General features: G+C 42.5%; 16 protein-coding genes and 1 tRNA gene. 7 read left to right on the forward strand and 10 right to left on the reverse strand.

The window, feature by feature from the left end; translation table 11 throughout:
- Positions 1-227 precede the first annotated feature (227 nt).
- A tRNA-Ser gene (locus tag CWB80_RS22445) sits at positions 228-298 on the reverse strand.
- 250 nt (positions 299-548) lie between these two features.
- Between CWB80_RS22445 and rtcR the strand changes: the two genes are divergently transcribed.
- On the forward strand, positions 549-2,141 hold the full coding sequence (gene rtcR / locus CWB80_RS01350) for an RNA repair transcriptional activator RtcR (protein WP_249362483.1): 1,593 nt from the start codon (positions 549-551) through the stop codon (positions 2,139-2,141).
- 97 nt (positions 2,142-2,238) lie between these two features.
- On the opposite strand, the gene CWB80_RS01355 is transcribed toward rtcR, so the two are convergent.
- The 3 genes from CWB80_RS01355 to CWB80_RS01365 all read right to left on the reverse strand — a co-directional run bounded on the left by CWB80_RS01355 (position 2,239) and on the right by CWB80_RS01365 (position 9,434).
- Positions 2,239-5,454: a S41 family peptidase gene (locus CWB80_RS01355; RefSeq protein ID WP_138599135.1), complete on the reverse strand. Its 3,216-nt coding sequence runs from the start codon at positions 5,452-5,454 to the stop codon at positions 2,239-2,241.
- Between the two features lie 157 nt (positions 5,455-5,611).
- Positions 5,612-6,985, reverse strand: a complete 1,374-nt coding sequence (locus CWB80_RS01360; RefSeq protein ID WP_138599134.1) for a 5-methyltetrahydrofolate--homocysteine methyltransferase — start codon at positions 6,983-6,985, stop codon at positions 5,612-5,614.
- Positions 6,986-7,013: 28 nt separating this feature from the next.
- Complete coding sequence (locus CWB80_RS01365) at positions 7,014-9,434, reverse strand: TonB-dependent receptor (RefSeq protein WP_138599133.1); 2,421 nt, start codon at positions 9,432-9,434, stop codon at positions 7,014-7,016.
- 138 nt (positions 9,435-9,572) lie between these two features.
- On the opposite strand from CWB80_RS01365, the gene CWB80_RS01370 reads away from it, so the two are divergent.
- From CWB80_RS01370 to CWB80_RS22450, 4 genes are read left to right on the forward strand one after another with little or no spacing between them, the layout of a single operon-like run.
- Complete coding sequence (locus tag CWB80_RS01370) at positions 9,573-10,076, forward strand: ZrgA family zinc uptake protein (protein WP_138599132.1); 504 nt, start codon at positions 9,573-9,575, stop codon at positions 10,074-10,076.
- On the forward strand, positions 10,073-10,540 hold the full coding sequence (locus CWB80_RS01375; RefSeq protein WP_138599131.1) for a Fur family transcriptional regulator: 468 nt from the start codon (positions 10,073-10,075) through the stop codon (positions 10,538-10,540). Before CWB80_RS01370 ends, CWB80_RS01375 begins: the two co-directional genes overlap by 4 nt.
- Positions 10,541-10,585: 45 nt before the next feature.
- A complete protein-coding gene (locus CWB80_RS01380; RefSeq protein ID WP_249362484.1) occupies positions 10,586-10,999 on the forward strand; it encodes a MerC domain-containing protein in 414 nt (137 codons plus the stop codon).
- 36 nt (positions 11,000-11,035) lie between these two features.
- Positions 11,036-11,179, forward strand: a complete 144-nt coding sequence (locus CWB80_RS22450) for a hypothetical protein (protein ID WP_171041475.1) — start codon at positions 11,036-11,038, stop codon at positions 11,177-11,179.
- 31 nt (positions 11,180-11,210) lie between these two features.
- Here the strand turns inward: CWB80_RS22450 and CWB80_RS01385 are convergent, their stop codons facing one another.
- The gene (locus CWB80_RS01385; RefSeq protein ID WP_171040424.1) at positions 11,211-11,456 is read right to left on the reverse strand and encodes a DUF3297 family protein; all 246 of its coding nucleotides are present in this window, start codon (positions 11,454-11,456) and stop codon (positions 11,211-11,213) included.
- A 279-nt stretch (positions 11,457-11,735) separates the two neighbouring features.
- Between CWB80_RS01385 and CWB80_RS01390 the strand changes: the two genes are divergently transcribed.
- Entirely contained in the window at positions 11,736-13,820 is a 2,085-nt protein-coding gene (locus CWB80_RS01390; protein WP_138599130.1) for a TonB-dependent siderophore receptor, read from the forward strand.
- Entirely contained in the window at positions 13,810-14,955 is a 1,146-nt protein-coding gene (locus CWB80_RS01395; RefSeq protein ID WP_138599129.1) for an acetyltransferase domain-containing protein, read from the forward strand. Before CWB80_RS01390 ends, CWB80_RS01395 begins: the two co-directional genes overlap by 11 nt.
- A gap of 60 nt (positions 14,956-15,015) precedes the next feature.
- Here CWB80_RS01395 and CWB80_RS23055 read toward each other — a convergent pair whose 3' ends face one another.
- The 5 genes from CWB80_RS23055 to CWB80_RS01420 all read right to left on the reverse strand — a co-directional run bounded on the left by CWB80_RS23055 (position 15,016) and on the right by CWB80_RS01420 (position 23,405).
- Complete coding sequence (locus tag CWB80_RS23055; protein WP_138599128.1) at positions 15,016-19,956, reverse strand: S8 family serine peptidase; 4,941 nt, start codon at positions 19,954-19,956, stop codon at positions 15,016-15,018.
- A 262-nt stretch (positions 19,957-20,218) separates the two neighbouring features.
- Positions 20,219-21,418 (reverse strand): ATP-binding protein, encoded by a 1,200-nt coding sequence (locus tag CWB80_RS01405; protein WP_138599127.1) that lies wholly within the window; start codon positions 21,416-21,418, stop codon positions 20,219-20,221.
- A 6-nt stretch (positions 21,419-21,424) separates the two neighbouring features.
- On the reverse strand, positions 21,425-22,135 hold the full coding sequence (locus tag CWB80_RS01410; RefSeq protein ID WP_166341275.1) for a response regulator transcription factor: 711 nt from the start codon (positions 22,133-22,135) through the stop codon (positions 21,425-21,427).
- On the reverse strand, positions 22,135-22,518 hold the full coding sequence (locus CWB80_RS01415) for a DUF3019 domain-containing protein (protein WP_171041476.1): 384 nt from the start codon (positions 22,516-22,518) through the stop codon (positions 22,135-22,137). Before CWB80_RS01415 ends, CWB80_RS01410 begins: the two co-directional genes overlap by 1 nt.
- On the reverse strand, positions 22,518-23,405 hold the full coding sequence (locus CWB80_RS01420) for a MipA/OmpV family protein (protein WP_138599124.1): 888 nt from the start codon (positions 23,403-23,405) through the stop codon (positions 22,518-22,520). Before CWB80_RS01420 ends, CWB80_RS01415 begins: the two co-directional genes overlap by 1 nt.
- Positions 23,406-23,412: the final 7 nt, after the last annotated feature.

The following is a 23,412-nucleotide window of genomic DNA, read 5'->3' on the forward strand; positions in this document are numbered from 1 at the left end:
TTTCCTTATTGATAGTTAGCAAGTGTGTATTTGTTAACTGAAAAAGGCTTTGGGCGTCGCAATAACAGGGAGCATCCGGCTTGCTGTTATCGTTCATGCTTAAGCGTTTATCAGTCAGCGCAAACAACGACTTACTAACATTTAAAGTTACGATTTTGACTAAGGCGGGATTTGAACCCGCAACATCCAAATTGGTTTTGGTGCTCTACCTGTTTGAGCTACTTATAGTATTAAGATGGGAATCGAACCCATGACCGACGAAATCATTTCGCTGCTCTACCTCTGAGCTACATTAATAGTTTTGTGATTAGGCATACGTGTTCACAGTGTGTAACGCACCAGGGTGATATTTGAATCACTCCTAATTAATCACACTTCTCTATTCCAAGAGCTGTGCCACAACTAAAAAAGAGTGTTTTTTATTTTTTAACACACTGATTTTTATGTTTTTTGTTCTATTTTTGTAGTTTGTGTTGTGTGATGAGGTACTTGACGATAGTGTTATTTGGTATTTAAATGGATACAGTTTCTATCTATAAGGATATATTTTGAAAAGTACGATTGTGGTGAGTATTCTCGGAACTCAATTAGACTATGTGGGTAAGCGCGTAGACCGTTGGGCAAGATGGCGACCCAATGTCAGCTTATGTAGTCAAGAAGAGTTCATCGTTAATAAGCTGTATATGATGCATGATACTCATAGCTCGCGTTTAGCGAATAATGTTGCAGTAGATATTGAGTCAGTTTCCCCAGAAACCACGGTATGCCTTGAAAATATTAACTTTATAGACCCTTGGGATTTTGAAGAGGTTTACGCCAAGCTCTATGATTGGTGTCATCATCAGCGTTTTGATACTGATCAGCACGATTACTTTTTTCATATCACGACTGGCACCCATGTTGTGCAGATATGTATTTTCTTATTAACCGAGAGTGGTCATTTTCCTGGGCGTTTAATTCAAACATCACCCGATAAGCATAATCAAAATAAAGCGACAGGTAAGATTCAAATTATTGATTTGGACTTATCTAAGTATGATCAACTTGCCACTCGTTTTGATAAAGAGCATTTAGAAGGTAATGCATTTTTAAAAGGCGGTATTCAAACTAAAAACAGTGCATTCAATAAGTTGATTGCACAGATTGAAGTTGTGGCAATTCGTTCAGATGACCCTATGCTTCTGACCGGCCCTACGGGAGCTGGTAAAAGCCAGTTGGCAACGCGAATTTATAAACTGAAAAAGAAGCGCGCCATTTTAAAAGGTGAGCTTGTGTCGGTTAACTGCGCCACGTTACGTGGTGAAAATGCCATGGCTGCTTTGTTTGGCCACACAAAAGGGGCCTTTACTGGTGCTCAAAGAGAGCGAAGCGGTTACTTACTCACTGCAAATAATGGTGTGCTGTTTTTAGATGAAATTGGCGAGCTTGGTTTAGAAGAGCAAGCAATGCTGTTACACGCCATTGAAAATAAGACCTTTCATCCAGTTGGCAGTGATCAAACTGTTGCGAGTGATTTTCAACTCATAGCTGGCACTAACAAAGATTTAAAAGCCGAAGTTGAAAAAGGACTGTTTCGTGAAGATTTATTAGCACGTATCAATTTGTGGAGCTATCAGTTACCGGCATTAAAAGACAGAAAAGAAGATATACCTGCCAATATTGACTATGAAATGGGTTTATTTGAGCAAAAAACCGGGCAGCGAATTCAATTCAATAAAGAAGCAAAGCAGTTGTTTGAGCAGTTTGCTATGTCGAAGCAAGCGGTATGGCGGGGAAACTTTCGTGATTTAAGCTCTGCAATTACTCGTTTATGTACTTTGGCGAGCTCCTCGCGTATCACCGTGACGGATGTTAATGACGAAATCGCACGGTTACAAGACTCATGGCAATCTAATGTGCAACCTAAAGCGTCTAATCGCCTTGCTCACTATTTGTCAGAAGAGCAAATAGCGAATTTAGATCAGTTTGATATTGCTCAGTTAAATTATGTGCTTAGTATCTGTGAGCAGCATTCAAGCATGGCCTCAGCTGGGCGTGAGTTATTTGATGTGAGTCGTACCAAAAAAGCACAAGCCAATGACTCAACTCGATTACAAAAATACTTACGTAAATTCAATTTAGCATGGTCTGACTTAGTTTAAATTATTTGTATATACAAATTAAAAGGTAGTTCTTTTAATTAAAAATAAACCCCGCATTGCTGCGGGGTTTTTTGGCTTTTTTACAAAGAGTTAAAAATTAAAAGTCAGTCGGTGCTGGTGGCACGGTGAGTGGCTTTTTCGGGTTGTCTTTTAGCTCTTTTAATAGCTCTTCTACGGCACGTTCAATCGATGGATCTTTACCTTGGTAGATTAACTCTGGGCGGTCAACAACCTTGATATCTGGAGTGACACCTTCGTTTTCGATGATCCAGTTGCCATCGTTATCTAAAATGCGGAATGTTGCCGCGATAACTTGGCCGCCATCTACTAGGCTTGGGTTACCTGAAATACCAATTAATCCACCCCAAGTACGGGTACCAATAAGCTTACCTAACCCTGCTTGGCGGAAGTAGTAAGGAATAGCGTCACCGCCTGAACTTGAGTAACCATTGATCAGCATGGCTTTTGGACCATCATGAGCAAATTGTGGTGTTTTCGTAGGCTCAACACCGCGGCGCTTCCAGTAGTTAAGCGGTTTACGAGCAAGCCAAGTGATCATGTGCTCAGGAATAAAGCCACCGCCATTGTATCGGTCATCAATAATCATGGCGTCTTTGGTGGTTTGCGGCATGTAGTTTTTGAACATGGCGCGGTTACCTTCGTAGGCTGTATTTGGTAAGTGAACATAACCAATTCGGCCATTTGATAGCTTATCAACGTAAGCTGCACGAGAGTTAACCCAGTCTAAATAACGCAAACCTTGCTCGCTGGCGACAGGCTTAACGGTTACTTGCCATGCACCTTTGCTGCGCGGCTTACTGTTAAGAACTAACTCAACTTGCTCACCTTGAGTGTTCTCTAGTAGTTCGTAGAAGTTAGCGACGTCTTTTACTGAGCGGCCATTTACGGCAATGATGTAGTCGCCGTTATGTGCTTTTACCCCTGTTGTGCCAAGTGGTGAGCGGAAGTCTTCATGCCAGTTTTCACCTTGGAAGATTTGCTCAATTTTTACGTATCCAGATGGATCGCTGGCAAGTTTTGCACCCAATAAGCCGTGCTTTTTACGCTCTGCTTTTGGCATATCACCCGACTGCACATAAATGTGGCCTGAGTTAATTTCACCTGCGATTTCACTGAGAATGTAATCTAGGTCACTACGGTGTGAGATAGCGTCAGCCATAGGTTGATACTTGGCTAAAATAGCGTCCCAATCTTGGCCGTGATGGTTTTCATCGTAGAACCAATCACGTAATGTACGCCAGCCTTCAACATACATTTGCTGCCATTCAATTTGTGGCTCAATTTTTAAGGTCATGTTACTAAGATCAAGCTTATTCGCTGCTAGGTCTTGTTTTGCTTTAGGCTCAATTAAGCTGTAATCGTTACCCGCATGCACTAACAGGTGCTCACCGTTGCTCGAAATAGTATAACTACGAACCCCTTTAGCCACGGTTTCAAGCTCGCTGTCGTGAGCTGTGCCTATCAATTGTAGGCCACCATTAGCCAGTGTTAGCACGCCACCTTTTACTGCCGTTAAACCACGATAATCTCCAGCTGGCGCATTTAAAGCGGTTACACGCAGCATAAAGTCACTGCTTTGCAGGCTATTTTTAGCTTTCTTGTCGTCATCTTTTTGTTTATCGCTGACGATCGCTGTTTCATCACTTTGTAGTGCGATAAGTGGTTTGATGCTGTCATTTACGGCTGCGGCATAAATACGCGTTGCACGATTAAACATGTAGTCAAACTCGTAGCTGCTAAAGGCTAAGTTAAAGTCGCGCTCAGAACTAAAATACAGGTATTGACCATCAGGAGAGAAAGTTGGGTTTTGCTCATTGGTCATTTCATCCGTTAAGCGAGTCACTTTCTTTTTATCAACATTGTAGTGCCACAGTGAGGCATAGCGGTTTTCATTGTTTTTCACATACACAATGTCTTCGCTATTTGGCGACCAAGCATATTGGCGAATGCCTTCTTCATCGTAGATGCTGGTATCAATTTTGTGTTGTTTTCCTGACTTTGCATCTATCCACCACAGAGTATGGTTTTTATCTGCAAATAACAGTTTTGAGCTATCTGGTGACCAAATAGGTGTAAAACGCCAAATAGTGCCGTTGCTGGTTAGCTGCTTGGTGGCATTATTTTTACTGCGGTCTTTTAAGTAAATTTCGTATTCGCCACTTTCATCGCTCATATAAGCAATATAACGGCCATTTGGCGACCAACTTGCGTCAATTTCGCGGCCTTTTGCTGTGTAAGATAGGTTACGTGTTGGGCCTTGTTTAACCGGTACGCTAAATAGCTCACCGCGGGCAGTAAAGAGTGCACGCTTACCATCATGAGAAATCGACATTGAGTCGATAAAGTCACTCACATTTTTTGTGTACGGCATTGCGTATTGACGCACACCAGCAATGTTAATGCTCAGCTTGCTGCTTTTTTGAGTTTTTGGATCAAAGCGGTAAAGGTAACCACCGTTTTCATAAACAACGGCATTTGGGCCAGCTGATGGCCACAGTACGTCAAAGTCTTTATGGTTGGTCAGCTTCTTAGGCTCAGCGCCTTTTTGGTATTGATACAAGTTAAGGGTGTAATCACGGTCAGATACAAAGTAAATGTTGTCGCCAACCCAAGTTGGTTGCTGATCGGTAGCGCGGTTACTGGTTAGCTGCTCTGAGGTATTGTTTTTTAGATCGTAAACCCAGACATCTTGTGCACGACCGCCACGGGTGCGCTTCCAAGTACGAAATTCACGGTCAATTGGCGTGTAAACATATTTACTACCATCTGGCGAAAGCATGCCGCCACCGGTTTCTGGAATAGCCAGAGGTTGCTCAAGGCCACCGTCAGCAGGCACCATGTATGGACGACCCATACGTTTACCCCACGGTGTACGGTTAGCACGAAATACCACATTTTTGCCATCAGGTGTCCAATCGAGAACACGATAATCAAAACCGCCGCGTGGTGGCATTGGGCCAACATCGTTGTAGTAAGTCAGTTGTTTTAAGCCAGAACCATCGCTGTTAATGACATAAATTTGGCGGCTGCCATTGTACTCGGCTGCAAAGGCAATGCGTTTACCGTCAGGTGAAAACTTAGGGAAGGTTTCAAAGCCAATATGGTCGGTTAAGCGTTTGCTCTCGCCAGTTTGCGTATTAGCAATGTAAATATCGCCACCGTACACAAAGGTAACATTTTGGTTATGAATATCTGGAAAGCGCAGTAAGCGCGTGTCTTTTGTTTCGTAAGCTGATGCCCAAGGTGCCAGTGTCGCAGCCATGGCCAGTGCCAACGTTGTTAGTTTTTTCATGGGATTACATCCTATTTTGGGAACTGTTACATCATAACTATTCAGTTTTAAATAGCGATGCAGTTGCGATGAAAGTCTGTTACAAAATATGAATAAAAAAAGGTTGGCAGTAAATGCCAACCTTTGCGAGCTATGTCATACCATAAAACATAACTTCTTAGTGGTCGTGATCGTCAGTTTCTTCTGCAATACCTAACCAAGTGATAGCGCTTGGTGCAAAAGTCAGTTCAAGATCACCTTCAATTTCAAGATCTTCGATATGTACTTTTAGTACGTGCTGAGCGATAGGGTCAGCAACGTAAGCAAACTCACTATTTTGTGACACAGTCATACTGAAGTTCATGCCCTCTGGCATTGTTGTTACGTCTTCTTCAGTGATATCTACTTTACCGGCAAGTTCCCAGTGCATGTGGCCGTCGTGCTCATGGGCTTCAAGCACGTTTAAAAAGCCTAAGCTATCAAGTACTAAAAAGTGCTCACCGCTTGCTGAGAATGAGTAAGATACAGCACTTGCGCCTTCATCAAGTTGCCACTCAAGTACTTCCATTTCAGCTTCACTTGGGTTGATACTTACAAATACACCCGATGCAATTGCAATAAAGCTTTCACTACCTTCATGGCCATATAATGTGCCAATACGTGTATCACCTAGAGCATCTATATTGGCGATTTTTTCTGCATGATATTCATCATCATGCTGGTGGGCTACCAGTACACCGTCACCACAACCAAATGCTACATAATCATGGTTTTGCGCTGCACCGTGTAAATCTGGGCAAGTAACTTCAAATGTTTGTTCAAGCTCATATTCACCGTCATGAAGGTGGAAAACACCCACTTGATCCGGCAGGATTTTAGCGTTTGAAGTGCTTTCGCTATCAGCACGACGCAGTGTAGCAACTAGGTGCTCGCCACGTGGCTCTGCAACACCATGCATATTGATGTCGTACTGAATACCAGCAAGTGTCGCGGTTTCGTTAGCAATGTCGTTATCGGTTAACACTTCTACAGAGGCAACTGTACCTGCGTCGGCATTACCATCGTAAAACACGGCCATTTGGCCATCATGTTTAACGATGTGAGTAGGGCGGCTGCCCGTTGTTAGCTCGTAGTCACTAAATGCAGGGCCTTGTTTATAGTCATGTAAATGTTCGCCATGATCTTCACGCCATAAACCGCCATCGATAAAGCCTAAGTAATCTTGGTTACGGTTAGCAATAACCGCATAACGGTAGCTTGGTGAAACATTTAGTGAGCTTGATTCATGAGTAAGCGAAAACGTTTCTAGTAACGAGTCGTCATCTAAATCAAAAATATTCGCTTCGTTGCTATCTGCTGCTAAAACCGCTAAACGACCCATTGAGTCAATGGTATAGCCATCGTCATGATCGTGATCATGGTCATCACCACCGTCGTCTGGAACCTCAATAGGATCTTTCTCAACAATATTTGTTTCTGCATCACCACATGCGGTGATCAGGGTGCTACTAATTGCCAGTGCCAATAGTTTTAATCTAAATAAGTGTGTCATGTAGGTTTCCTTTATTTGTAATTTTGTTTTAGAAGTAGCCGCGAACACCAAGCGCAAAACTGCGCCCAGGACGTGGTGCAATATCTTTTAAGAATGAGCTATGAACGCGGGCTTCTGTGTCCGTTAAGTTAGTGCCTTTTAGGTAAAGTGAGACGTCTTGGTTTAATACCGATAAGTCATAAGAAATACTGGCATCAACAAGGGTATAGCCGTCTGTTGTGGTTTCTTGTTGTGCTATGCGGTCTTGCTCTTGGTAGCGCGTAACGTGAATATTTGCCGTTAGATTCTCTGTTTGATAGCTAAACTCAGTACCAAAACGCAGTGGTGGAGTACGCGGTAAATCTCCGCCGTCTTTTAGGCGCGCGCGTACATAATCTGAGAATAAGTCGACTTTAAATTCGTCGGTTAGCTGCCAAGCAAATTGCGCTTCAAAACCATGTAAAACCACGTCATCTGTTTTAAATAAATAAACAGGTAGCTCAGATGAATGATCGTGCTCATCTTCGTGAGCATGTTCATCGCCATGGTCGTGATCATGGCCACTTTCTGCGTATAGGCCTGTGTTGACCTGGTAATAATAGTTATCTACTTGGTTGTAAAAGGCATTGAAGATAAAGCCAATATCACCTTCGGTTTTACGGAATGTCAGGTCGATATTATTTGCTGTTTCTAAGTCGATAGCCTCTTCTGATAGCTCAAAATGACCATCATGAGTATCGAATAGCGCACCAACTTCATAAGTTGCAGTACCAATGTGTGGGCCGAAAGATAACAGCTCAGAAGCAGATGGAGCACGTTCAGAACGCGATACCGATAAACCTAGGTTATAACCCGGTGTAAAATCCCATACCACCCCTGTTGATAAACTTACTGGTGTAAACTCTTGGGCGACATCAAATACACGTGTGTAGTTTGATTCTTCGTGTCCATGATCATGACCGTGGTCGTGCTCATCACCGTCTTCATCATGTGCATGGGCGCCAATGTCTGGTAAAAGCACATTGTTAGCATCAATAGTAACTCGCTCAACACGGCCACCTAATTGCACTAAAAAATCGCCAAAATGCTTTTCTTCCATAATTGCAAAAGCAATACTTTCAGTAACAGACGGAGGGGTGAAGGCTTCAGAGCCTTGTGCTTCTACATCACTTTTTTTGTAATGAAAGCTAACGCCACCATTCCACTCATCAAATTGGCTATGCAGAATGTCAACGCGCAGCTCATTGGTTTCGTTTTTGAAGGTTGTGCCTACTGCACCGTGTTCGACTTCAGCGTGTTCGTAGTCAGTGTGGCCCGCACGTAAGTTAATTTTGCTTAGCCATTCACTGTCGATATTGTATTCACCAAGTAGCTGGACTTTGGTTTGTTCAAGGTCAGCAAAAACGGCTTCTTCTTCGCTGTGCTCTTCTTCGTGATCATGCTCTTCTTCTTCACCATGAGTATGGCCAGGAATACCGTATTGGCGGTTAAACTGCTCAACCGCAACACCAAGGTAACCTTGCTCAAATAAATAGCTAGTGCCTAAAGTAAAGCCATCTGAGTCTTCATTACTGTTTTCTACTACGTACTTTGAGCTGCGCTCTGTGTCGTCAATATCGGCGGCAACAGGTACTTCGTAATCGTCTGATTCACGCCAGAATGCATCAGCATAAAAGGCAAATGACTCTGTCCCTGTGGTGGCATTAAACGAAGCAACTTTTTGCTCATCTACAGAGTTATGTTCTAGGTTCCATTCACCACGTGTTGTGCTGTCTGTTGGTACTCGACTATCAACTACGTTGACGACACCACCAATTGCACCGCTGCCATAAAAAAGAGTTGCTGGGCCACGTAATACTTCAATTTGCTGCGCTGTTGATGCTTCCGATGCCACTGAGTGATCAGGGCCAACACGTGACACATCACTTACATCTAAGCCATTTTGCGTAATTAAAACACGTGGGCCGCTCAAACCACGGATCACAGGCGTACTGGCAACCTTGGCATGAAAGTTTGTGTTAACGCCCGGTAGTTTTTCGAGGCTATCGCCAAGCGTTGATGCTTGTTGGCGTCTTAATTGTTCGCCAGATAACACACTAACAGGTGAGGCAGATTCCATTGCCGACATATGAATCGGCGTTGCTTCAACATCAATCACTTCAATCGGTGAGCGCTTTAGATTAAAGGTTGCGCTGTGGTCTTGGTCATTGGCAAGTGTGATATCTCGATGTAAGTGAGCATAACCTGGCGCTGAAATATGCAGCTCTTTTAAGCCGTTATTTAAGCCGCTGATTTCAAACTCACCTTTGTCGTTAGTTGTTACTTTTTGATCAGACCCTTCAAGGTCAACTGTAGCATTAGCCACCGCTTTACCTTGGTTATTTAAAACAACGCCTTTGATCGATTGTGCCAAAACACTGGCTGGTAATAACGCTGCTATGACGACAGCCACTCTTGAGATGTTATTCATTATTCACCATTGTAGATATGTTATAATGTATCAATTGTGCTTTAATTGTTATAATGTATCAAGTGTGAATCGGCGAATGAGTTTTATTCTTTTTTGTAACAGCATGTTTAAAGTGAGGTAAATGGAGTGATTGGGGTTATGAAAGCAGCAAAATTAGCAGTGATATGCTTTATGGTTGGATGTATTTTTTCAGCTCAAGGGCATCAACACCATCATCATTCACATGGTGAGGGAGTGCTTTTTGTGGTTCATGATCAAGACAAGTGGCAGGTTAAATTCATTTTACCGGCTGGAGATATTTTTGGCTTTGAGCATCAGCCCGAAACAGCTGAGCAAAAGCAAGCTATTAAACAAACGTTAGCCCAATTAGCAAATTCACAGCAGTTAGTGACATTTAACGGCGAATGTAAGCTTACTCAAGCAAATTTTGAAAACCCATTTGAGCATCACACTCATCATGCACATCAAGACCTTGAAGTTGAATACTCGTTTAACTGTGATAAGCCCGTCTCTAAAGTCACAGTTACTTTATTTGCATGGGCTGAAGCCATATCTGTTATAGAAGCACAGTGGATCACAGAGCAAGCGCAAGGGATAGCAGAGCTGACAGCAACAAAACCTTATATTGAGTGGCCGCTATGAATAAACAGCGATTAACCAACACACTTAATAAAGCAAAGCAGGTTTGCCTTGAGCATGGCAGAAAATTCACCATTCAGCGCAAGCAAATACTGCAAATTTTACTAACCACAGACGTGCCGCTATCAGCATACGAGTTGGCCAGTTGCTACAAGCTGCGCACAAGCTCTAGTGTATCTGTTATGTCTGTTTATCGAATCTTGAGCTTTTTGGAGTCGATAAACCTTGTTCGCAGGCTTAATAGTGCTAACAAATATATTGCTTACGGTACCGACAGTGAGGTTTTTAAGCGTGAGATTTCTTTGTTTTTGATTTGCCGTCATTGCCAAAAAGTTGAGACTTTAGCGGTTTCACAAAGTGATGTTGCAAAGCTTTTCCCTCACTTTGCTGATGTGGGCTTTACCTCACAAACAAAGCAATTTGAAATGATGGGAGTATGTAGTGAGTGCCAAGCTAAACTTGCTTGATGCACTTTTTATAATTCATGTGTTCTATTTTTTAGGAATTTTTCAGTGAAATTACAATTAATGATGGATAAGTTTGCCATCGGGTTATCAGCTATGTGTGCGATTCACTGCTTAGCTGTGCCAGTATTATTAGTTTTATTACCAAGTGCCGCTGCACTGGGTTTAGGTAACGAGCAATTTCATTTTTGGATGTTGGCAGCAGTGTTGCCAAGTAGCTTATTAGCGCTATTTTTAGGGTGTAAAAAACATAAACGATATCAATTATTTATACTGGGGGTTGTGGGTCTTGCTCTATTATTGTCGGCTGTAGTATTAGGCGAAAATATCATTGGTGAAGCTGGTGAGAAAGTGCTGACCTTATTAGGGTCGTTATTTGTAATTGCAGGGCATTGGTTTAATTTTCGCTTATGTAATACAAAAGTAGATGAACACTGCCCTTGTCCTAGCGAACAGCGATAGGTTGCAGAATAAAATTGAGTAATGAGTGTTTAACTGATGACTTTAATTAGAGAGCTTTTTAATCGGCAGATACTTGAATTAGTGCTGATGATAACGATTGCAGCGGTGATCACCGCCTTTATTCCCGCAATAGAAGCTTATAAGCAGGCCCTACATACAAGCATGTCGGCCAATAAGTGATTGACCAACACGCTTGTTCAGTAAAACTGATTTACTTGTAGAATACTTCTACAGTCCCTTTTACTTTTAATAGTAAAGGTTGGCCGCGGCGATCAAGCGCTTTTGGTGAAGCGATTTTGATCCAGCCTTCGCTGATATTGTATTCTTCAACGTCAAAACGCTCTTTGCCGTTAAGTTTTACACCAATTTCATGCTCGAAAACTTCTTCCACATAAAATTTACTACGTGGGTTGATAGAAAGTTGGTTTGGTAATTCTGGTTTTTGTGTATCAGTCATAGTCGCGATCTGCATTGAATAAATTGTGCGCCATTGTAGGCAATAGCTGGCATTGGCTCAAGTATCTACATGGCAATTTTATTGTTTACTCGCAGGCTTGTTCTGAATGCTCTTCACGCATGGCTATGGCTTCACTCTTTTGTCGAAGTCGTGTATTAAGCAGTAGTCAAAATGACGGGTTAAAAATTAGCAATAAAATGCATTGTTATACTATAACCCATTTTTTATTTGTGTTATTTTATAACAAATCATTTTGCTTAATTTCTACAATCAGACCTTATGAAGTACTCAACACTAAGTTTAGCTTTAGCTGCGACGTTTGCAGCGAATACCCATGCAGCTGATAACAGCGATATCGAAACAATCACCATTGAACACAAACAGGCGTTTCGTGGTGATATTCCAACAAAAGATTTACCGCAGTCGATCACCACATTAAGTAAAGACATGATGACTGATAACGGTATTACTAAGTTTCGTGATGCACTGGATTTTTCTGCCAGCATTACTCGCAAGAATAATGGTGGCGCGCTGTGGGATAGCTATTCAATCCGTGGTTTATCAGGTAACGAAAATATGCCGTCTGGGTATTTAGTTAACGGCTTTAGTGGTGGTCGCGGTTTTGCAGGTCCGCGTGATGTATCAAATATTGAATACATTGAAGTATTAAAAGGACCTGGCTCAGCACTCTATGGCCGCTCAGAGCCGGGCGGTACCGTAAACATTATTACTAAAAAGCCACAGTTTTATCAGCAAGGGCAACTTCAAGCTGAGTTCGGTAGCGATGATCACAAGCGTATTCAAGGTGATTTCACTAACGGTCTAAGCGATGATTTAGCGTTTCGTATTAATGGTGCATGGCAAGATAGCGACAGCTTCAGAGACTATGTACACCACGACAAATTCGTGATTACGCCTTCGCTTTATTATCAAATCAACGATAACTCATCGCTGACTTATGAGTTTGAGTATGTTGACCAACAGCAAATGTATGACCGCGGTATTGTGGTGCTAAATGGTGATTTTGATACCGTACCTGAGTCACGCTTTTTAGGTAACCCAAATGATGCTCCAACCAAGGTGCATTCACGTGGTCATCAATTAAATTACAGCAATGATCTAAACCAAGATTGGAGCTTGTTATTAGGTGCGAGTTACCGTACTGCAACGTTAACGGGTTATTCGTCAGATGCTGAGCTGTCACCATCGCGCCAGTCATTATTTGATGATGGCAGAACCTTAACTCGCCAACACAGATACCGTGACTATGAATCTGATGATTTATCGTTGCGCTTTGAATTAAGCGGTCACTTTGATGTTGCCGGTATTACTAACCATGTACTGATTGGTGTTGATGGTTACGACTATGAGCTGCGCACTGGGCTTTATCGCTACCGTGGTGGTAATGGCACTTACACCATTGATATTTATGAGCCAGAGTACAGCACTACTGAAGGCCCTGAAGTGGGCATGCAGTACGAAAATAACGAACAGCAAAATGCGTACGGTATTTATCTGCAAGATCAGCTCGATCTAACCGATAACTTAAAAGTGATGTTAGGTCTGCGTTTTGATGAAATTGAACAAGATATTTTTGAAACTAAGTCTGGTGTTGCATCAAACAGCAAAGAAAATCGCATTAGTCCACGTTTTGGTGTGGTTTACGCACTTAATGACGACGTTAACCTTTACTCAAGCTATTCAGAAGGCTTTTTACCACTGAGCGGCACCGATGCCGAAGGTAATCCATTCGGTTTTGAGGAAAGTGACTCGTTTGAAGTGGGTATTAAATTTAGCTACGCCAATATCAGCGGTACGCTTGCTTATTTTGATGCGAGCAAGAGCAACATGCTGGTGGCAGATCCAGTAAATGTGGGTTATTCAACACCTGTAGGTAAAGCAAATAGCACAGGTTTTGAGTTAGATTTAATAGGTTCATTGGGTGACAATACCGAGTACACCCTATCTTATGCCTATGTGGATGCTGAGACTGCAACAGATAGTCTAAATGTTGACTGGTTAGTACCAATTCCTAAGGGCAGTCCACTTGTGAACGTACCAAAGAATAACCTTTCGATTGGCTTAAACCATAATCTGAATGTATTCGCACAAGAAATAAAGATTGGTGGTCATTATCAATATGTGTCTGACCGTTTAGGCGACCCTGCTGATCTCACCTTCCGATTACCGAGTTACCAAACGGTTGGCTTATTTGCTAAATGGCGAGCGACAGAACGTACGACAGTATCACTGAATGTCGATAACGTTTTTGATGAGCAGTATATTGCCAGTTCTTACAATGCATTGTGGGCCTACCCGGGTGCGCCGACGCAATTTAAACTTGGCGTAAGTTATGACTTCTGAGCAAGTTAAAAGCCGTATTCATAGTATCGACATCATGCGTGGTGTCGTTATTCTGCTGATGTTACTTGATCATGTGCGAGAGCGGTTTTTCTTGCACATGCAGGTGGCCGATCCCATGGTGGTTGATACCACTTCGCCGGGGCTTTTTTGGAGCCGCTTTGCTGCACACTTTTGTGCGCCAACCTTTATCTTCTTAACTGGTTTGTCGGCGTGGCTTTATAGTCATCCCGCAAGTGGCGTAGCGCGCTCAGCACGCAGCTTTTTAATCAAGCGAGGGCTTTTTTTAATCGCCCTTGAAGTGACCCTAATTTGTTTTTCGTGGATGGGTTACTACCACACTATTTGGCTGCAAGTGATGTGGGCGATAGGCCTGTGTATGCTGGTGTTAGCAGTATTGATTAAGCTGCCACGCAATCTATTGCTGGTACTTGGTTTGGTTATTGTATTTGGTCACAACTTACTGACGCCAATCAGCTTTACGCCCGATGAGTTTGGTTACTCGCTGTGGACGATTTTGCATGATCGAGGCTATCTATCACAAGGTGGTTTAATCGACGTCAAAATTAGCTACCCAGTGCTGCCTTGGATTGGCGTAATTTTGTTGGGTTACTGTGCAGGTCCTTTATATGCGCATACTCAATCGGCGGATTCACGTAAACGAGCATTGCTGCTGTTAGCGCTGTTATGTGTGGGGTTATTTGCGCTGCTGCGTGGGTTTAATATCTATGGTGAAACCTTGCCATGGCAAACGTTTAGCACCACAACCGAAACCATGATGTCGGTGTTTAATGTGACTAAGTACCCACCGTCACTGAGCTTTTTGTTGATCACGTTAGCAGGTATGTTTGTAGGCTTGTGGTTATTTGAAAGACCACTCAACCGCTTTACTAATGCGCTACGTGTATATGGCTCTGTGCCTATGTTCTTTTATATTTTCCACCTCTATGTACTGCTATTTATGTATCAAATAGGCATGCTGATCTGGGGGGCAAATCAAGGACAATATTTAGGAGTCAGTGATATATCCGGTATTTGGTTTATTACTTTATTGTTGGCAATAGGGCTATATTGGCCAACCAAGAAGTTTAGTGAATACAAGCGTAAGGCTAACAAGCCTTGGTTAAAGTATTTATAACGAAAAATGCCGATATGTTAAACATATCGGCATTACTTAACTATCCTAATTAACTCGTCCTTAGTTAATCTGAGATCTTTTACGACGAAGTGCCATCAGTGGTGCAACTGCTAGTAGTAACCAGCCGAATGAACCGCTTGATGATTTCTTGTCTTTTTCAATTTCTGTCTCTGGGATTACTGCCTCAGGGAAAGTACAGCTACCATTGTCAGTATTGGCGTTTTCATCATAGTTAGTTGCTGAGCTGTCAGTACAGCCAAGCTCTTCACCATCAGACATCACTGATAATACAAATGAGCTCATTGCTGCATCAGTTGGGTTAACGTTGTCGCTAACCTTTACTGTTACATCAATATCACCATGGAAGTGCGCCGCAGGTGTAATAGTCACAGTGCTACCTGAAGTGTGACCAGATACTTCATAAGTGAAGTTTTCACCTAACACCTCGATTTGGTTGCTCACTTGGTTTTCGTCAGCATAAAGCACGTCAAAACTAATCGTTTCGTTCTCTGCCACCGACATATCAGTTAAGCCTGCCATTTCTAGGTTACCGATAACTTCAAGCTCAAGGGTGATGGTTTCATCATCTGCACCTTCTAAGCCGTTCACTAAGGTTAGTTGGTGAGTTTGGTTTGCTGCTTGTTCACCAATATAAGCCTGGAATTTTACGTCAAACTTAGAGATTTCAGGGCCTGTGTAGTCAAGACACACAACTAGGTCGTCGTGTAAAACTTCATCCATATTATTAAAGCCTAGCTTGTTACCGATATTTAAATCGATGGGTATGTCACCACTTATGAAGGCTCTGCCATCAGCGGCTTTTAGGCCAATAGAGCCCTGAGCATCGGCTAGATTAATATTGTCATACGCAAATAGTAGCTCATACTCACCTGGTTCATAATCAATCCCCATTCGCATAAACATCTCTACATCAATAAGTTGACCTTCGGTGTTGCTGCGTTGAATGTTATCCCATTCAAGTACTAACCACTCACGTGAAACTGTGTAAGTAGGGGTGATACCCGCATTGGCATCATAATTACCATAACCACCGTCCACACGCTCTGGGATCATGTTGTCACCAACCCAGAAAGGAGCGATAAGGTATGGCGGCGGAGGCGGCTGAGTGTAACCTTCTGGTAGGTCAACATGAAATGGTGATGTGCGACCTTGCGAACCAAATGTTACTAAGCCTGCGGGGTTGAGCTTTATAGCATCAAAGTGATACTTATTAAAAAATGGAAATGACACATCTAGATCTGTGTTCATTAGTTCTTTAAACGAGTACTCAAACTCATTGTAATATTGACCTTCAACTCCCACAAGTGTTCGCCAGCCAAGTTCTCTTAGCTCTAAATAGTGAGGATCAGGCGAATGAGCCGCGGTTAATGAGCACATTTCATCGGTGATATTGGTAGTAATATTATAATTTCGGCCTACATCTTTTGTGGTTTCTTGTATGCCTACTAACGAAAGCATATTGTTATCTAACACTGGTTCAACAGGCGTTGAGTGTGTTGCAACAAGGCTATCAGGTATAATATTGATCCCATTAGGGAATTCTGTATTGAGCGCAAATTGACGTGCTTCATCCTCATTATTGGCAATGACACTAATTTCAAAGTCGACTAAATCACCGACAAATGTTTTTTCTTTGCTCGCCGTAAAAGTAACGTCCTTATCAACTTGCTCGATGATCACTGGTACAAAACCAAGATTGCCAATATCTTCTGGATTACTACCGATATCAAAGCCACCGAAGTAGATATCTCCTACTTCCATATCAGGTAAATTGTATGCAAGGTCAAGCTCAAAGTTATCGTAACCTGCTACGCTACTTGGTCCTGTCACAGTAAGTGAGCCATTGTCAGAGGTTGTAATTGCGGTTGCAAATGAAACTTCTATTCCTTCATCTACTTCATCGTAATCGTAGTTTTGCAAGTTCATATACAGAGTAAAATATTCACCTGCTTCAGGGTCTACAATGTTACAGAAGTTAGTTAGGGTGTAGCTAGTTGACATACATAGCGTTTCTTCAAAAGACGCAATGCCATCACCATTACTATCTTTACCCATAAATACCAATACGCGAGATTGTTCATTCATAACACTGGCGCTCAGCATTTTTGCGTCTTCTGGTACAGTGGTCCACTGAATGTGGTTGTTGTTTACAGCTTCACCGTCGACATCAACGCTATCGAATGGGTCGCCTGGTGTGGTGTCGTTGAATAGGTGTACGGTTTCAACTTGGCCTTTTACTAAGCCGTACGATTGTGTGGTTAGGTTGCTGATTTCACCCGTATTGAAAGGTCCTACTTTCATTGTCGCAGAGCGTCGGTGTGCGTCAATTTGAATAAATTCAGGTAAACCGGTGTCACCGGCAAATGTCCACACTGGCATCTCTAGAATCGGTGACTCAGGGTTATTAGAAGTCATGACGACTTGACCTTGATTGCCCGTGTAATCAATTAACTCTTGCGGCGTTGCTTGTTGGCTTGCTTCCACAGTAACAATGATACTTTGTGTTTCGCCAGCCCTGATATCAAAGCTGCTTGGCTCAACACTAATTTTGCTATTACCAATCCAGTTTTCTGTATGTAGAGTCCAGCTTGCGTCTTCTGTCGCCGTAAAGGTTCTGATAAATGTACATTTAAAGCCGCAGTCATTATCAACCATGTAAGCCGTGTTTAATGCTTTTTCGCGGCCACCAAGACTTGGGTTTGCAGCAGCCATGTTAGCAATGCTTTCATCAAGCAATAAGCCTGTTTTATCTGCTCGCTCAACTTGCATTTTACCCGCACCCATTTCAGCAAGTGCTGCATCAAAGCCATCGTCTGCATAGTTGTTTAAGTATTGAGCAACTCCTAGCTGATTATTTGCAGTTAACATCAATGCAGATTGAATTTGCATTGGCGACCAGTCAGGATGAGATTGTTTTAACAATGCTGCCGCGCCAGCAACGTGTGGGCTCGCCATTGATGTACCAGACATAGATTGCCAATCTGAAGTTGCAGGATTATTTGTAAACGGTTGATCGTCTGATGATGGTGCGTAAATATCGACCCCAGGGGCTGCTACATCAACGAGTAAAGTATCAAAGCCAAAGTATGATGGACCACGACCAGAGAAATAAGCAATGCGGTCTTTATCCACAGCGTCTACGGTGCCCTCGGTTGCTTCAATGGTGCCTACGTGGCTGTCGCCTACGCTCAACCATTCTAGTAAGCTTGTACCATCAACATTTTTTATATGTATTGTAGGGATTGGGTAGGAAATAGAAGGAATAGTATAGCGATCATAAAAGGCACTTTGGTTATACACGATGAGGCCTTCAGCACCGCCCGCTTGTACATTTAATGATTTAGAATATAACGGATAAGAGCTGCGCTTACATACCACAATGACATCTTGTGCGCTTTCGTCAATAGCGGTTGCAGGATCATCAACTAAATCAAATGTACCTTCAGGGAATGGTTTGTCACAGTTAGCAAGTGCATAGCTAGAACTTTCATTCGGATTTTCAAAATCAGTCGCAGCAACAATTAAACCTGTTAACTCGTTAAAGTTGACACCAGCACCTTCAAAAGGACCAGGTGCTGAATTATCACCACCAGTTAAGTTTTTAAGTTGTTTATTGCGAAAGTTAACTTTGCTTGCAGGACTATATGCTGCAACAGTGGTAACCCAAGGAGAAGAGTGATCGGCCGTTGAATACTCAGGGCCGCTGTTACCTGCCGCTACAGCGACAAATACACCACTTTCGGCTGCATTCATGAACGCTTGCTCAATTGGATCGCTCCATGGATCTTCTTCAAGACCGCCTAATGAAGCATTAAGTACATCAACATTATCAATAGCAGCTTGTTCAACGGCGGCTAAAATAGCGCTTGTTGGACAACCTGCATAAGGGTCGCCAGAATTACCCGGCCAACATACTTGATATGAAATGATATTGGCATGGGGTGCCATACCTGATACTTGCGGGAAAGTTACATTGGTTTCTAAACCTGGTGATTGGCTTTCATACTCAGTCAGTTTGTAAGGAATATCGTATAGGATATTACCCGCTGCTGTACCAGCAACGTGTGAGCCATGGCTATGATAGTCTTCACCATTTTCTGGGCGAGTCTCTTCAAATACCGAATCCACATAAGCTGCGGTGATCTCGGGATAAGAATAAACACCAATTAGCTTGTCGTTACACAGATCAGCAAATTCAGCGGTTGCACAGTCACCTAGGTACTTGTCGCCTAGTGGGTTGGTGTGAGTGTAGCCATCGTCGCCTACTGCTGCGAATGATGGGTGATCGGTATTGATACCTGTATCTATGATACCTACAACCGTGCCTTCACCTTTGTTGCTGCTAGGATTGCTAGCACTTGCGCTCCAAAGTGCAGAAGCACCTGTTTGTTCAATGGTATTAAAGGTATTTAGGCTGTAGATTTTTGAGCGAGTGATTTTCTTCACGCCAGCCACTTTAGCTAGGCGCTTCGCTTCATCTTGTGTCATTTTGGTGGTGAAACCGTTTAATGTCACATTAAATGTGCGCTCAACATTTAGTTGTAAGCCTTGTTGGCTCATTGCTGTATTAACAACTGATTGGCGCTTACTTGCTAGGTGGTTAGCGTAAGTTGCAATAGCAGGCTGCGCCATATTAAGCGTTGAGCGCGTAGTTGCTTGTTGCGTCTGCATTACTACATCTTTTGTGCTTGTAAGCCCTTTAATACCACCTTGGTAAGTTGAAATTGGTGCGTCGTCTAGTTGCACGATATAAGTTTGAATACCACTAACATTTTTCTCTGGTGTGAAAACGCGGCTTTGTTTTTTAACTGTGTTGTTAACCTTGTCTTCCCACACAAATTCATTGCTAACGGTTTGCTTTGGCGCATAGTCTACCGGCTGTTCTGACCATACTTGGTCATTTAGCGCAGCAGCAGACGTACCTACACCTAAGTAAAGTGCAGATGCGACCATCACTGATACTTTTTTCATATTGAACATGTGATCTAACTTCCCATGGATTTTATTTTTTTGGGGCAATTCCTAGCGGAATAGCAAGTTGGCTTGTAGTTATATGAATTGAAACACAAACTAAATGTTATGGTATAACAAATCTTTTTTAGCCAACAAACGAGCGGTTTTGGCGAAAAGCTATAAACATTGGGTTTTTCGCTTAAAAACCTTGCTGAATGGTTAAATATGTATGTGTTTTCATCAATAAACCGTGAATAAATGGTTCACTTTGATACAGATTGATACATTTCTATAAAGGAGAGATGGGCCTAAATAGGATACTTGCTCTTGCTCCGCTTAAGGTTTGCGCGTTATCTAGGCTAAACTTTGCGTTATTCCACAGGCATAACTGCTTAACGATTGATAAGCCAAGGCCAACACCTTGATAGCCTGTTTGGTGCACCGAAGCGGTTTTAGAAAATGGCTGCATAAGGCTGGCGCGCATTTTTTCAGGGATCCCCGGGCCATCATCTTCAATCACTAACAAAATGCCGTTTTCGTATTGTGAAACCTTGATATAGATTTGCGTTTTAGCAAAGCGAACCGCGTTCCCGAGTAAGTTTTGCAATAAGCGTTGAAAGCTTTGTTTATCAACGCAAATAGTTGTTAATTCGCAGTCAAGACGAATAGCCAAAGGGCTATAGCTTTGAAACTTTGTAATGCAGGGCTGTAATAGCTCCTCTGGGCAGTAGTCTTTCACTAACAAGGTGGGCTCGCATTGTTCGAGCTCGGCATAGGTTAAAAACTCTTCGACTAAAAGCTCAAGTTCAATAATGTCTTGCAACACACTGTGTCGGTAAGCATTGTTATCAACGACTGCTTCGAGGGCGAATTTAGCTCGCGATATAGGCGTTAAAAAGTCATGAGAAACTGCATTGATTAATTCACGCTGGCTTTGATTACGGTTATGAAGCGCTAATGCCATGTTATCAAAGGTATCGCCAATGCTCTTTAGCAGGCTAAAACGTGTGAAGTGCACTTGTGCTGTAAAGTCGGCGTTAGATATTTTACTACTGGCTTTGCGTAGCTTATTTAAGTCAAACAGCAGTGGACCTGTAAAAATCACCACAGCTAAGGCAAGGCTAGAGTAAAACAGTAGGCTCACTAAAGACTGATAACCCTGATCAGCAGGCTGGCTGTAGGGGCCAATGCTTAATAAGGTGTGCCTATCATCAGCTAACTTATGAAAGTAAAGGTTGCTATTGGCATCGTTAACACTAATTACCTGACCTGCTAAAAGTGATGCCTGTAGTTGTTCACCAAGGTAAAAGTTTGCAAGAGGTGTGTGTTTAATAGCAGGATTATTGGGCGTAAGGCTTAAGATGCTTTCTGCTAATTGCTGTTCTGTACTGTAGCTCGGTGGGCTTGGAAAATAGGTTTCTAGTAACCAAGCGGCACTCCCTAGACAAACTGCTAGCGTTAAATACAAATAGCAAAATAGGCGTAGCAAACTGTATTACCCCCATGCTTGTGGAGAAAAAATATATCCTTTGCCCCAAACGGTTACAATTTTTTGTGCTGGCACCGCTTCGTCACCGAGCTTTTTGCGTAAGCGGCTAATGCGGCCATCGATAGTGCGGCTTTGACCATCGTATTTACGGCCAATGGTGCCATCAAATAATTGGTCTCGACTGACCAACTGACCCGCTGATTGAGCTAGTTGGATCAGTATTTCGAACTCTGCACTGGTTAGTTCAAGTGGTTGGCTATACAAGTAAGCTTCGCGCTGAATGGTATTAATGCTTAAAGAACCAAAGCGAATGTTATGGGCGTTGTGAGTGGTACTTGTTGGCTTTACAGCTAGGCTGCGGCGAATGGTATTGTTAATTCGCGCTAATAAAATTGACGGGGAAACGGGTTTGGTTAGGTAATCATCGGCGCCTAGTTCAAGGCCAGTGATATGATCGACTTGGCTCTGCCTTGCGGTCATAAAAATAATTGGCGTATCTTGGACTTGTTTTAGTTCTTTAAATACCTCAAAGCCATCTTCCGAGCCTAATCCGATATCGAGCAAAATTAAGTCGTACTTCTTGCTACTTGCTTGGTAACAAGCATGGCAACCACTGTCAAAATGTTCAATGATATAACCATGATTACTTAAATAATTAGAGACTAGCTGGGCAAGTTTTAAATCATCTTCAATATATAAAATAGTATGCTGGCTCATCAAAAAATACTCCATGCGATATCACGACGACGTTTTTTTACGTGCTGGTGGAATAAACTAATTTCAGTGCTTTCTAAGGGTTCGAGCTGTTTGCTGAGTAGCTCTAACACAATGTTGCGATTGTTTTGCACTGTGATTGCAAAGTTCTGTCCTTGGCTTGGTTTATGGCAGAATAGCCTAATTTGTTGATCAGTAACGCGAATGCACACTGTTTTGCTGACTTCGGTGTACCAATTAATCGAGACATCCATCACACAGTCTTGCTCTACCGTCACACAGTTTTCTGGTGATACTTCAATGTAGCCTGCTTTTGCGAATGTGCTGTCGATATATACGAGGCTACAGATGAGTAAAAATGAGAGAAGCTTGCTAAGTAACATCATTAGAAATTCCATGCAAAGCCAGCATAAAAAGACAGTAAGTTGCTGTCATTGATAAGGGGGCTATCGGCGATACCTGATGATAAGCGTTGGTATTTTATATCGCTTATAAATTGCCATTGTTGATTAAACTGATATTGGTAACTGGCTTTTAGATTGTATTTTTGACTAGAGTGACCTAAAAAAGGGCTAAATCCAGCGCCCATTTCTTGCAAAGCACTACCATAGTAGTAATCCACTAAACCAGCACTTAAATGCTGTAACTCTACGCCGAGCAATACCAGATGTTTATCAAATAAAAACAAGCGCTGTGCAGACAATGCGCCTTGTAACCCTTTGTGATAGTTGGTGAGTTCCATTGACCAATACGCGCTAAATCGCCAGCTTTGCAAGTCAACGATTGCTTCAATACCGCTCATGGCAGACAGTTTACGTTTTGATATTTTAGAGATATCACCACGGCGCTTAATTATTGCTGGAGTTTCAATATTAGTACCGGGAGGCGGTGGTGTCATTGAGGGGCGACCGCTAGCTGTTCTAACCGCGGCTAATATAGCTGAATGCTTAGTAAAATATAGGCCATCCTCATTAAGTTGCGTGAATAACGACACTTGATAGTTATCGCCCCACACGGGGGTCCAAGCAAACTGAGTATTTGCAAATGAAAAGTCACCGGCGAATACCTCAATACGCGGTAGGGCATAAAGAGGAATGTCGTCTTTTTTATAAACTGGGTTGGCGAGCTGACCATAGCCTAAGCTTACACCAAGGCTTACTCCTTCATCTGCTAAATACGCAGAATCAGTGCTACTTGCCATTGCTGAAAGGCAAAATGCACTAATTAGAAATAAAACTCGTAGCCCAAGTGAGCAACTACCTAGAACAGTCACAAATAAA

The sequence above is a fragment of the Pseudoalteromonas sp. S1650 genome, from assembly GCF_005887195.1.
Taxonomy (GTDB): Bacteria; Pseudomonadota; Gammaproteobacteria; order Enterobacterales; family Alteromonadaceae; genus Pseudoalteromonas; species Pseudoalteromonas simplex.